This is a genomic window from Streptomyces sp. CB09001 (genome assembly GCF_003369795.1).
Classification (GTDB): Bacteria; Actinomycetota; Actinomycetes; order Streptomycetales; family Streptomycetaceae; genus Streptomyces.
Map to the genome: position 1 here is coordinate 4,514,707 of NZ_CP026730.1, position 11,867 is coordinate 4,526,573.

The window sequence follows — 11,867 nt, forward strand, 5'->3', positions numbered from 1 at the left end:
GAAGCTCCCCCTCTTGATCTCGTCAGCAGTCCTGCCCGGTGCCGCTCTGCGCGTTCTGCGCACGGCGGCCGGCCGGCGTGCGCTGCACGTGGCACTGCTGGCGGGCGGGCTGTTCCTTCTCGGGCTGCTCTGTGGAGGGCGGGCCCAGGCGGCCGACGGAGCGACGGGACCTTCGAAGGACACGGTCGGCCGGATCCTCGACCTCCCCGCGCGGGCGCAGGCCGGGCTGGACGCCGGTTCCGTCCCGGACGCCGTGGCCGTATCGGGTGGACGCCCCGGCGCGGTGCTTCCGGGTCTGCGCCCCGCCTCCGAGAAAGCCGTCCGGGCCGTGAGGGACCGGGTGGCGCGACCCGTCGGTGCCGCCGTGGAGACGGTGACCGAGGAGGTCGAGGGCGCCGAGGCGGTCCTGCGGACCGAGGTGCCGCCGCTGCGGGTGCTCCCCGGCCTGTCCGGCCTGTCCGGCTTGTCCGACCTGACAGACGCGTCGGGCCTGGCAGACCGGTCGGGCCTGGCTGACCGGTCGGGCCTGACGGATTCGCCGGACCCGAGCGGTGCCGTGCAAGGCCTCAGCGATGGTTCCGGTCGTTCGTCGTCGGCCGTCCCGGATCCGCGGGCCGAGCCCGCCCCCGCGGTGGCCGACGCCTCCGGCGGCGAGGCCGCCCCGTCCGACGACACCACCGGCTCCCGGGCCGTCGAAGGAGCCGGAAGCCCGGTACGCGTCGTCGGCTACGGGCCGGAGGCCGGCGCCGCGGCGGCACCCGCCCCACCCGCACGCACGCACCCGGCCGGGACCGCGCACACCGAGTACCCCCCCGCCCGCCCCGCGCCCACCGGCGACCCCGACGGCGCGCTCGGTACCGCGTCCGGTGCCGACCAGGGAACGCCGCGTCACGGGGAGGCCCGCGCGGTCACCCCGCTGCACCGGATCACTTTCCGGCTCGTGCCCGGCATCGCGGAGCGGGCCCACGCGGCCGGGGTCCGGGAGGCGTACCGGGCCATTCCCGTCTCTCCCGCCTAGAACGCCGCTTCCTGCGCCGCGCACCCGCGACACATCGCCGCACCCGCCGAATCCGCCGAATCCGCCGCACTCGCCGAATCCGCCGCACCGCCCGTGAGGCCTGCTCGCCGTCCGTACGCCACCCGCGTCCGCCGCCCACGAGCGCGTCCCACGGGTCGGCGTCCACTCCCGGCGTACCGGGCACTCCCCGCCCGGTGTCCGGCGCTCGGCGCCGGCAGCTCGCGGCAACCGGGTGCGCGGCGGGCACGGACCCCGCGGGGCGGCAGGCCCCGGACGGCCGAAAGCCGTCGGCCTCCGTCCGGCCGAAACCCCGCGGTCCGGTCCGGCTGGTCCCCATTGGGGTGGGGATCAGCCGGACCGCACCCCGGCGGACCGCACCCGTGCGGCCCGCCGGGAGCACATGGGCCTCACCGGGTCCACCCCAGCCCGGTGAGGCCCTTCACCGGTGTGCGGAGCGGCCCTTATCCGCCTCACGCACGGCACCGCGTGCCAGTGAGCACGGCATCATGTGACAGGCATCACCGCTCAGGTGTGACCCACGATTTAGAGACCTCCGGGAAGCGGCGATAACCTGCGAGACGGACATGCCGCGCGCTCGGACACCGTGTGCGCCCCCCTTGTGACTCACGGCGGACGTCACGTTGCCCTCGCGGCACGCCCACGCATCCAACGAACCGCGAGATCACTGATAGGGACGGAAGCGCGTGGACCTGTTCGAGTACCAGGCGAGGGACCTCTTCGCCAAGCACGATGTACCGGTGCTGGCCGGTGAAGTCATCGACACGCCTGAGGCGGCGCGCGAGATCACCGAGCGTCTGGGCGGCAAGTCCGTCGTCAAGGCCCAGGTGAAGGTCGGTGGCCGCGGCAAGGCCGGTGGCGTGAAGCTGGCCGCCTCGGCGGACGAGGCCGTCGCCCGCGCGACGGACATCCTCGGCATGGACATCAAGGGCCACACGGTCCACAAGGTGATGATCGCCGAGACGGCCCCCGAGATCGTCGAGGAGTACTACGTCTCCTTCCTCCTCGACCGTGCCAACCGCACCTTCCTCTCCATCGCCTCCGTCGAGGGCGGCATGGAGATCGAGGAGGTGGCGGCCACCCGTCCGGAGGCCGTGGCCAAGACCCCGATCGACGCGATCGACGGTGTGACGCCGGAGAAGGCGCGCGAGATCGTCGAGGCCGCGAAGTTCCCGGCCGAGGTCGCCGACAAGGTCGCCGACATCCTGGTCAAGCTGTGGGACACCTTCATCAAGGAGGACGCCCTCCTGGTCGAGGTCAACCCGCTGGCCAAGGTCGTCTCCGGGGACGTCATCGCCCTGGACGGCAAGGTGTCGCTGGACGACAACGCCGAGTTCCGGCACCCCGACTTCGAGGCCCTCCACGACAAGGCCGCGGCCAACCCGCTCGAGGCCGCCGCCAAGGAGAAGAACCTCAACTACGTCAAGCTCGACGGCGAGGTCGGCATCATCGGCAACGGCGCCGGGCTCGTCATGAGCACCCTGGACGTCGTCGCGTACGCCGGTGAGGCGCACGGCAACGTCAAGCCCGCCAACTTCCTGGACATCGGTGGCGGCGCCTCCGCCCAGGTCATGGCGAACGGCCTGGAGATCATCCTCGGCGACCCGGACGTCCGCTCCGTGTTCGTCAACGTCTTCGGCGGCATCACCGCCTGCGATGAGGTCGCCAACGGCATCGTCCAGGCGCTGAAGCTCCTGGAGGACCGCGGCGAGAAGGTCGAGAAGCCGCTCGTCGTCCGTCTCGACGGCAACAACGCCGAGCTGGGCCGCAAGATCCTCACCGACGCCAACCACCCGCTGGTCCAGCGCGTCGACACCATGGACGGCGCCGCCGACAAGGCCGCCGAGCTGGCTCACGCCGCCGCCAAGTAAGCACTCAGGACGAGGACACCAACACACCATGGCTATCTGGCTCAACAAGGACAGCAAGGTCATCGTCCAGGGCATGACCGGTGCCACCGGCATGAAGCACACCAAGCTCATGCTGGGTGACGGCACCGAGGTCGTGGGCGGCGTGAACCCGCGCAAGGCGGGCACCTCCGTGGACTTCGACGGCAACGAGGTACCGGTCTTCGGCACCGTCAAGGAGGCCATCGAGAAGACCGGCGCCAACGTCTCCGTCATCTTCGTGCCGGAGAAGTTCACCAAGGACGCCGTCGTCGAGGCCATCGACGCCGAGATCCCGCTGGCCGTCGTCATCACCGAGGGCATCGCCGTGCACGACTCGGCCGCCTTCTGGTCGTACGCCGGCAAGAAGGGCAACAAGACCCGGATCATCGGCCCGAACTGCCCCGGCATCATCACCCCGGGCCAGTCCAACGTCGGCATCATCCCGGGCGACATCACCAAGCCGGGCCGCATCGGCCTGGTCTCGAAGTCCGGCACGCTGACGTACCAGATGATGTACGAGCTGCGCGACATCGGCTTCTCGACCGCCGTCGGCATCGGTGGCGACCCGATCATCGGCACCACGCACATCGACGCGCTCGCCGCGTTCGAGGCCGACCCCGAGACCGACCTGATCGTCATGATCGGCGAGATCGGCGGCGACGCCGAGGAGCGTGCGGCCGAGTACATCTCGAAGAACGTGACCAAGCCGGTCGTCGGCTACGTCGCGGGCTTCACCGCGCCCGAGGGCAAGACCATGGGCCACGCCGGCGCCATCGTCTCCGGTTCGTCCGGCACTGCCCAGGCGAAGAAGGAGGCCCTGGAGGCCGCCGGCGTCAAGGTCGGCAAGACGCCGACCGAGACGGCGAAGCTCGCCCGCGCCATCCTGGCCGGCTGACACCGCCGCACCACCGGCCCGTTTCACACCGAGTGGCCCGCCCTCTGTTCACAGGGGGCGGGTCACTCGGCGTGCCGGGCGCCCTGCCCGCCGGTCGGGCCGCCTCATTCGAGCCTCGGCAGCAGCCGTTCCGGACCGTCCTGCACCTGGTCCCGCAGCTTCTGCCGCAGCTCCAGCTCCTCGTCCGACAGCGCCCCCGGCGCCACCCGGTGCGGCACACCGCGTACCGCCTGCCCGGGTGACACGGGCGGTTCGTAGTGCGTGGGCGCGGTGCGCACGGTCAGGGCCGTGGCCCCGACCAGGGCGACCGTGAACGCGATCGCGGCCCGGGTCCGCAACCGTGCCCGGCGTTCGCCGCCCCTGCGGACCGTCGGCGGCTCGGCCGCGCACAGCCGCTCGTTCGACGCCAGCTCGGCCAGCCTCCGGTGCAGCACCCGCGGGTCGGCCAGCGCGGGCAGCCGCGCGGCGACGGCCTCGCGGGCGTGCAGCAGCCGGTTCGCCGCCGCAGGGGTACTCGCCTCCGTCTCCGCCGCCGTCTCGGGCAGGTCCAGGCCCACACCGTCGTACAGCACGAGCGTGCGGCGGTGCCTCGCGGGAAGCCTGAGCAGGGTGTTGAGCAGCGTGCGGTCGCCGGGGTCGGCGGGCGGCGGCTCCGGCTGCCGGTGCCGCGGCCGGAACCGCTGCCAGGGTGACAGCGCGTACTCGTACGCCGTCGCCCGCACCCAGCCCACCGGGTCCCGGTCGCGGGCCACCTCGGGCCAGCGCTCCCAGGCGGCCTGGAAGGCCCGTTCCACCGACTCGCGCGCCTGCTCGCGCCGGCCGGTCAGCAGGAAGGTCTGCCGTACGAGGGCGGGGGCGCCGAAGGCGTACAGCGCGTCGAAGGCCTGAGCGGGAGTCAGCGCCGCGGGCTCGGGCACCACATCGGGCTGCGGCTGCGGCTGAGGCTGTGGTTGTGGCTGCGGTCCCGCCTCAAGTTCCGGCTCCGGCTCCGGCTCCGGTGCCTGTGCCTGTTCCTGGGCCTGTTCCTGTGCCGTCTCCTCCTCGGCCAGCGTCTTGAGCAACTTCGCGTATGCCTCCCGTTTCCGGCCTCGCGGAGTCGTACGGCCGCTCTCCCACGCACGGACCGTCCCCGGGGCGACGGCCACCCGTGTCGCGAGCTGAGTCTGTGTCAGTGCGGCGGACTCACGCAGACGTCGGCGTTCCTTGGGAGGGGGGAGGGGGGTTGCGGGGCTGCGTGTCACAGGACACCCCTTCGTACGAAAAAGTACATAAACATATATTGAGCGACACAGCGGAGCTTGGCGCGTTACACCCGGAAAGCGCGTGTCGTTGGGAGCATGGCGGGCGTGATTCAGACGACCGCGCGTCCAGCCCCGCTCTCCCTGCTGCGCACCCGGTGGCGGGACCGGTCGCCCGGGCTGGCCGCCGGCCTCCTGGGCGGCGTGGTCGCCGCGGTGCTGGGGCTGGCGGCGTGCGCCGCGCTCGTGACGCTGCTCTGGATCAGTTCGCCGTACCCCGACAGCGGGCCCGGCGGCGCCCTCCACGTCGCCGCGGCGCTGTGGGTGCTGGCGCACGGGGCCGAACTGGTGCGCGCCGACACGCTGTCCGGCACCCCCGCGCCCGTCGGCGTCACCCCGTTGCTGTTCCTCCTCCTCCCGGTGTGGCTGCTGCACCGCGCCGCCCGGGACGCCACGGACCCCGGGGACGGTGTGGGCGTGGCCGTCGGGGCGGCTCCGAAGGCGGGGCCCGGGGCGCGCCCGGCGTGGCTGGCGGGCGCCCCGGACACCGGGCCGCCGCCCGTCTCGGCACGGGTGGCCTGGACAGGGGTCGTGCTCGGCTATCTCGCCGTCGCCGCGCCCGTCGTCCTGTACGCGCAGGGCGGCGCGCTGCGGCCGTCGTCGTGGTGGGCGGCGGTGTGTCTGCCCCTGGTCGCCATGGGAGCGGCGGGCGCCGGTGTGTGGACGGCGTTCGGCCGGCCGGGCGGGCCCGTGGGACGGGCACTGCGCGTGCTGCCCCGGAAGCTGCGAGAGCTGATGGTGGAGCCGGACGCGCGCCTGGGCGCCGCGACGCGCGCCGCGGGCGCCGGTGCGGCGGTGCTCGTCGGGGGCGGCGCGCTGCTGCTCGCGCTGTCGCTCGTGTGGCACTCGCACGCCGCGGGAGAGGCGTTCCTGCGGCTGACCGAGGGATGGTCGGGGCGGCTCGCCGTACTGCTGCTCTGTCTGACGCTGGTGCCGAACGCGGCGGTGTGGGCCGCGGTGTACGCCCTCGGCCCCGGCTTCGTACTCGGGGCGGGGCATGTCGTGGCCCCCGCCGCCTCCGCTCCCGCACCGCTGCTGCCGCCGTTCCCGCTGCTCGCGGCGGTGCCGGACGCGGGGCCCGGTACGCCGTTGCACTGGGCGGCCGGGGCGGTGCCGTTGACGGCGGGGGTGGTGGTGGGGTGGTTCACGGCGCGTGCCGCCACGGCGGGCGGGCCGAAAGAGCGGGGAGCGGGCTCGGCCGCCGCGGTGTGGTCGTGGCGGCGGACCGCTGCCGCCGCCTCCGTGGCGGCCGTTCTGTGTGCCGTGCTCGTCGCCCTGCTGGCCGCGTTCGCCGGCGGCCCGCTGGGCAGCGCCGCGCTCGCCCGGTTCGGGCCGGTCTGGTGGCAGGCCGGGGGCGCGACGCTGGCGTGGATCGGAGCGGTGGCGGTGCCGGTGGCCGTGCTGGCGCGGGCGTGGTGGCGGCGGAGCGCAGCCGGGCGGGAGGCGTTGGTGGAGGCGGCCGGGGCCGATGAGGTGCCCGGCGCTGGTGGGCGCCGGCGCCGGTGGGTGCGGGTTCCGGTGCCGTCCGTGGGGCGGTGGTGGAGGCGGGGGGCGAAGGACGCCGAGAGCGGGGCGGGGGTGGCTGAGGATGCGGACGCGGTGCCGTTCGGGTTGTACGACGACGGTGGGGGCGTGTACGACCTGCTGCCGGCCGACGGGCGTGGGGAGTCGCCTGGGTGACGACGGGGTTTCTCCGCCCCCGCCGCCCCTTCCCGTGCCCGTCCCCGGGGGCTGCCGCCCCCAGGCCCCCGCTTCGGCCTGAACGGCCTCGTCCTCAACCGCCGGACGGGCTCACGGTGATCGGGACTGGTCAGTCCTCCGAGCCCAGCAGCGGGCGGAGCTGCTCCGGCAGGTGGCGCTCGCAGGACTGTTCCGCCGCGTTGGTCAGGGCGTCCTCGCGGCAGGTGTAGTAGTCGCTGTAGATCAGCTGGGCGCCGAAGGACGCGGCGACCAGGAGGATGGCCAGGGACGACGTGACCAGGCCGCTGATCGCGGCGGTGCGCTGCGGGCGGCCGGTCTGCTCGGCGGGCGGGGCGGGAGTGTCCGGGTCGGCGGCGGACCGCGGCTTGGCGCGCAGCGCGCTGATGCCCCAGTACAGGGCCAGGGCGCCGAGCAGCAGGGCCACGTACGGCCAGGTGAAGAGGGCGAAGAACAGGGCCCACATGCCGCTCAGCAGGGCGTAGCGGGCACGCCGCTGGGCGGGGTCCGTCGGGTCCCAGCGCGGGCCCGGGCCGCTGCCCGACCCCTCGGGACCGCCCGTACCGCTGGGCCGCTCGCCGAAGCCGCCGGGGGACCGGCCGGGCTGCCGGTCGCTCCACTGACCGCCCCAGGGGGAACGGCCGCCCTCGCCCTGGGAGCCGGAAGCGCCCTGGGAGTCGCCGTCGCCCGACGGGTGCCGCGGCTGCCACGGGCTGTCCGGGGTGCCCTCCGGGGGCGGTGCGAACGGATTGTCCTGGTCGGTGGAGCCGTCCCGCCCGTCGCCGTTCCTCCGGTCCGAGGGCGTGTCGGGCGGTGACGAGGGGCGCTCCCGCAGCAACACGGTGCTGCGCTCCCCTGGCTGCGCCGACTGCTGGGGGAGTGTGAGCAGTCGCAGGCTGCGGTCCGGCATCAACTGAGCGTCTTCCCCTTGGCGACGATGAACGGGCGGCTGGTGGAACGGGCGAGCTGGTGGAGCGGGCGAACTGGTCGGTACGTCTGGTGAACGCCCGACGCACGGGCCGCGTTCCCGTTCCGGCTCCACGCAGACGCTACCTTCCGGCCACGCCCCCGTCCCGAGGGGGCCGTCCGGTGTGCCGGTATCGTTGCTGACGGTCGGCCGCTTCGTAGGCTTCCCCGTATCCCGGGGCACGAAGCATTCGTACGACCGTACAAACAGATCCGTTCTCCGAGAAAGGCCCCCACCGTGGCCGCCAAGCCCGTGGACCGGCGAGCCAAGCGCCTCGTCGTGCTGGTCTCCGGATCCGGCACCAACCTCCAGGCGCTCCTCGACGGGATCGCCGCCACCGGCGCCGAGACCTACGGTGCCGAGATCGTGGCGGTCGGCGCCGACCGCGACGGCATCGAGGGGCTCGCCCGCGCCGAGCGGGCCGGGGTGCCGACCTTCGTCCGCAGGGTCAAGGACTACGCGACCCGCGAGGAGTGGGACGCGGCGCTCGCCGGGGCCGTCGCGGCCCACGAGCCGGACCTCGTCGTCTCGGCCGGGTTCATGAAGATCGTGGGGAAGGAGTTCCTCGCGCGGTTCGGCGGGCGGTTCGTCAACACCCATCCCGCCCTCCTCCCCAGCTTTCCGGGGGCCCACGGGGTGCGGGACGCGCTCGCGTACGGGGCCAGGGTCACCGGCTGCACCGTCCACTTCGTCGACGACGGCGTCGACACCGGTCCGATCATCGCGCAGGGCGTGGTGGAGGTCCGGGACGAGGACTACGAAGACGAAGGTGCCGCTCTGCACGAGCGCATCAAGGAAGTCGAGCGAAGGCTGCTCGTCGATGTCGTGGGGCGGCTCGCCCGCAACGGCTATCGCATTGAGGGACGAAAGGTAGTTATCCAGTGACCGCCACCGCCGGAAGCAACAAGCGGGCCATCCGTCGCGCACTCGTCAGCGTCTACGACAAGACCGGGCTCGAGGAGCTCGCGCGCGGGCTGCACGACGCCGGCGTCGAACTCGTCTCCACCGGGTCCACCGCCGGGCGGATCGCCGCCGCCGGCGTCCCGGTCACCAAGGTCGAGGAGCTGACCGGGTTCCCCGAGTGCCTGGACGGCCGGGTCAAGACCCTGCACCCCAAGGTCCACGCGGGCATCCTCGCCGACCTGCGCCTGGACAGCCACCGGCAGCAGCTCGACGAGCTGGGCGTGGCCCCGTTCGACCTGGTCGTGGTCAACCTCTACCCGTTCCGCGAGACCGTCGCCTCGGGCGCCACCCCCGACGAGTGCGTCGAGCAGATCGACATCGGCGGCCCGTCGATGGTGCGCGCCGCGGCCAAGAACCACCCCTCCGTCGCCGTCGTCACCAGCCCCGCCCGGTACGCCGACGTGCTCTCCGCGGCCAAGGACGGCGGCTTCGACCTCGCCGCCCGCAAGCGTCTGGCCGCCGAGGCCTTCCAGCACACCGCCGCGTACGACGTGGCCGTCGCCTCCTGGTTCGCCGCCGAGTACGCCCCCGTCGACGAGTCCGGCTTCCCGGACTTCCTCGGCGCCACCTACGAGCGCGCCCACACCCTGCGCTACGGCGAGAACCCGCACCAGCCGGCCGCCCTGTACACCTCCCCCGAGGGCGGCGGCCTCGCGCAGGCCGAGCAGCTGCACGGCAAGGAGATGTCGTACAACAACTACACGGACACGGACGCCGCCCGCCGTGCCGCGTACGACCACACCGAGCCCTGCGTCGCGATCATCAAGCACGCCAACCCGTGCGGCATCGCGATCGGCGCGGACGTCGCCGAGGCGCACCGCAAGGCGCACGACTGCGACCCGCTCTCCGCGTACGGCGGCGTGATCGCGGTCAACCGCCCGGTCTCCAAGGAGATGGCCGAGCGGGTCGCCGAGATCTTCACCGAGGTCATCGTCGCGCCGGACTACGAGGACGGCGCACTCGAAGCGCTCACCAAGAAGAAGAACATCCGCGTGCTGCGCGCCCCCGAGGCCCCCACCGCCCCGGTGGAGGTCAAGCCGATCGACGGCGGTGCCCTCCTCCAGGTCACCGACCGGGTCCAGGCCGAGGGCGACGACCCCGCCACCTGGACGCTGGCCGCCGGCGATGCCCTCTCCGAGGCGGAGCTGGCCGAGCTGGCCTTCGCCTGGAAGGCCTGCCGGGCCGTCAAGTCCAACGCGATCCTCCTCGCCAAGGACGGTGCCTCCGTCGGCGTCGGCATGGGCCAGGTCAACCGCGTCGACTCCGCGAAGCTCGCGGTGGAGCGCGCCGGCGCCGAGCGCGCGCAGGGGGCGTACGCGGCCTCCGACGCCTTCTTCCCCTTCCCCGACGGCCTGGAGATCCTCACCGGAGCCGGCGTGAAGGCCGTGGTCCAGCCCGGCGGCTCGGTCCGCGACGAGCTGGCCGTCGAGGCGGCGAAGAAGGCCGGCGTGACGATGTACTTCACGGGGACGCGGCACTTCTTCCACTGACGCGTACGCCGCTGTCCCGGGCCGGTCGGCCGACCGGCCCGGGACACTGTCGAGCCCGGTGCCGCTCAGTAGTGGCTAACGGTCTTGCTGCGGTGGTAGACGCGCGTCCCCGTCTCGAAGACGTACACCCCGTCGCCCTGCATGATCTTGTGGAGATGATAGGCGCCGCCGTCGTGGTACTTGGAGCTGTCTCCTCTGTGGAACTCGACGAAGCCGAAGGGTCCTCCGCTGCTGTATCTCACGGAGGAGCCGCTCCACCGGAGCCGGTCGTCGGCCTTGCTCCACGTGGCGTCGCCGACCATGCCGTCGTCGTCGAGGCCGTGGCGCTGCTGCCACTTGATGGTGGCCGCCTTGGTCTGCGAACCGAAGTACCCGTCGACGTCCTGGAAGTCGAGCAGGTGCTCGGAGACCAGGATGCTCTGCCAGAGCATGACGATGTCGGTGTTCGAGGATTCTCCGCAGCCGTTGCAGAGGGAGTTGCCGAGTTCGTCGAAGTGGTCGCCGAAGTCGTCGGTGAGCGAGCCGGCACCGTCCACGAACGAGGTGCCGTACGCCCCGGAGTTCTGTGAGTACGCGGCTTGCGCGGGGACGACGGCGAGAACCGTGGCCATCCCTGAGGCCAGCGCGGCGAGGCCGATCTTCCATCGCTTCTTCAACACGGGGTTCCTTCCGCAGGAGTCGTGTGCTCAATGTGGCGGATCTGCGGGAGCGGGAGTACCTGCAAAGTTCGAGGGCGCGGCCGCTCCGAGCAGCAGGAGGCCGCGGCCCGTCCCGCCTTCGGGTGTGCGAGCAGTCCGAGCGTGAGCGCCCTGGATCACTGGCCTGCCGCCTTGCGCAGGACGGCGACCAGGGCGCGGGCGTTCCCGAGGGAGGGGATCGTCATGCCGTTCGTGGCCGACGCAGGTGGCGGTGTCGTCGTGGGGGTGCATGCGGTACGCCTCTCCGTACCGTGAGAGCCCCTTCGGTGCGGTGGGCTCAGCTACGGCGGGCCGAGGATGCGCTGATGGCACCGGCCCCGGCGCCCAGTCGGTTGGCGCGCTCCTGGAACGTCGGGGCGACGCGCAGCAGCTCTCCGCTGTCCGGGCCGGCGGTCAGGTAGTAGAGGGACTCGTCCACGGAGTCGTCGTCGCCGCCCCAGCGGACCGTTCCCGCACAGTCCGCGACGATGTCACGGATGCGCTCGACCTGTTGCGGGAAATAGCTGCCGCTGGACCTGGCGCCGGGAACGATCCGCAGGGCCGTGCCCGACGAGAGGTTGGAGGCGGGGTCCGTCCTCGGCGTGCGGCCGATTGCGCACCAGCCCAGTAGCTCGCCGACGCGGAGTTCCTGAACCTCGTAGTGGAAGCGGCGCGCTACGTGGAGGAGCAGGAGCTCCGGAAGTCCGATCCGCACGTCGACGCGGAGCCCGGTTCCGGAGACGGAGCGGGTCAGGACCGTCGAGACGTGATTGGCCCGAGTCTGGATCTGCCAGCCGTTCTGTGAGAGCGGGATGCCTGCCGGCCGGGGGCGAGGTGCCGGCGTGCTGCGGTCGGCCGCCCCGGCCGCGCCGACCGGCAGGAGAACCGCGGCTGTGGCCGCCGTGCCGACGGCAAGGACGGAACGTCGGTTCAGGTGTGCGCTCATGTCGAAGC

The 11,867-nt window shown here is 73.0% G+C and carries 10 protein-coding genes; 6 read left to right on the top strand and 4 right to left on the bottom strand.

The genetic code is table 11. The features are described 5' to 3' along the window. Positions 1 to 13: 13 nt before the first annotated feature. From C4J65_RS21130 to sucD, 3 genes are all read left to right on the top strand, one after another. On the top strand, positions 14 to 1,018 hold the full coding sequence (locus C4J65_RS21130; protein ID WP_115743787.1) for a hypothetical protein: 1,005 nt from the start codon (positions 14 to 16) through the stop codon (positions 1,016 to 1,018). A 704-nt stretch (positions 1,019 to 1,722) separates the two neighbouring features. Beyond that, positions 1,723 to 2,907 carry an ADP-forming succinate--CoA ligase subunit beta gene (sucC, locus tag C4J65_RS21140; protein WP_030145559.1) on the top strand — a complete coding sequence of 395 codons (1,185 nt, stop codon included), beginning with the start codon at positions 1,723 to 1,725 and terminating at the stop codon, positions 2,905 to 2,907. Between the two features lie 28 nt (positions 2,908 to 2,935). After that, positions 2,936 to 3,820 (top strand): succinate--CoA ligase subunit alpha, encoded by an 885-nt coding sequence (gene sucD, locus C4J65_RS21145; RefSeq protein WP_003974163.1) that lies wholly within the window; start codon positions 2,936 to 2,938, stop codon positions 3,818 to 3,820. 104 nt (positions 3,821 to 3,924) lie between these two features. Here the strand turns inward: sucD and C4J65_RS21150 are convergent, their stop codons facing one another. After that, entirely contained in the window at positions 3,925 to 5,061 is a 1,137-nt protein-coding gene (locus tag C4J65_RS21150) for a helix-turn-helix domain-containing protein (RefSeq protein ID WP_162833265.1), read from the bottom strand. Positions 5,062 to 5,157: 96 nt separating this feature from the next. On the opposite strand from C4J65_RS21150, the gene C4J65_RS21155 reads away from it, so the two are divergent. Further along, complete coding sequence (locus C4J65_RS21155) at positions 5,158 to 6,798, top strand: DUF6350 family protein (RefSeq protein WP_115743788.1); 1,641 nt, start codon at positions 5,158 to 5,160, stop codon at positions 6,796 to 6,798. Between the two features lie 130 nt (positions 6,799 to 6,928). Here C4J65_RS21155 and C4J65_RS21160 read toward each other — a convergent pair whose 3' ends face one another. Further along, on the bottom strand, positions 6,929 to 7,726 hold the full coding sequence (locus tag C4J65_RS21160; protein ID WP_115743789.1) for a hypothetical protein: 798 nt from the start codon (positions 7,724 to 7,726) through the stop codon (positions 6,929 to 6,931). A 294-nt stretch (positions 7,727 to 8,020) separates the two neighbouring features. Between C4J65_RS21160 and purN the strand changes: the two genes are divergently transcribed. Further along, a complete protein-coding gene (gene purN / locus C4J65_RS21165; protein WP_115743790.1) occupies positions 8,021 to 8,668 on the top strand; it encodes a phosphoribosylglycinamide formyltransferase in 648 nt (215 codons plus the stop codon). Next, positions 8,665 to 10,236, top strand: coding sequence for a bifunctional phosphoribosylaminoimidazolecarboxamide formyltransferase/IMP cyclohydrolase (gene purH, locus C4J65_RS21170; protein WP_115743791.1), 1,572 nt, complete (start codon positions 8,665 to 8,667; stop codon positions 10,234 to 10,236). Before purN ends, purH begins: the two co-directional genes overlap by 4 nt. Positions 10,237 to 10,301: 65 nt before the next feature. Here the strand turns inward: purH and C4J65_RS21175 are convergent, their stop codons facing one another. Together C4J65_RS21175 and C4J65_RS21185 are read right to left on the bottom strand one after the other, a co-directional pair. Then, a complete protein-coding gene (locus C4J65_RS21175; protein WP_162833266.1) occupies positions 10,302 to 10,895 on the bottom strand; it encodes a peptidoglycan-binding domain-containing protein in 594 nt (197 codons plus the stop codon). 316 nt (positions 10,896 to 11,211) lie between these two features. Further along, the gene (locus C4J65_RS21185; RefSeq protein WP_115743794.1) at positions 11,212 to 11,859 is read right to left on the bottom strand and encodes a hypothetical protein; all 648 of its coding nucleotides are present in this window, start codon (positions 11,857 to 11,859) and stop codon (positions 11,212 to 11,214) included. Between the last annotated feature and the right edge of the window lie 8 nt (positions 11,860 to 11,867).

What these genes read in the sequence shown, in the direction of transcription:
- C4J65_RS21160 (WP_115743789.1), bottom strand. Translation starts at nt 7,726, where the DNA reads ATGCCGGACCGCAGCCTGCGACTGCTCACACTCCCCCAGCAGTCGGCG.
- C4J65_RS21185 (WP_115743794.1), bottom strand. Translation starts at nt 11,859, where the DNA reads ATGAGCGCACACCTGAACCGACGTTCCGTCCTTGCCGTCGGCACGGCG.
- C4J65_RS21155 (WP_115743788.1), top strand. Translation starts at nt 5,158, where the DNA reads ATGGCGGGCGTGATTCAGACGACCGCGCGTCCAGCCCCGCTCTCCCTG.
- sucD (WP_003974163.1), top strand. Translation starts at nt 2,936, where the DNA reads ATGGCTATCTGGCTCAACAAGGACAGCAAGGTCATCGTCCAGGGCATG.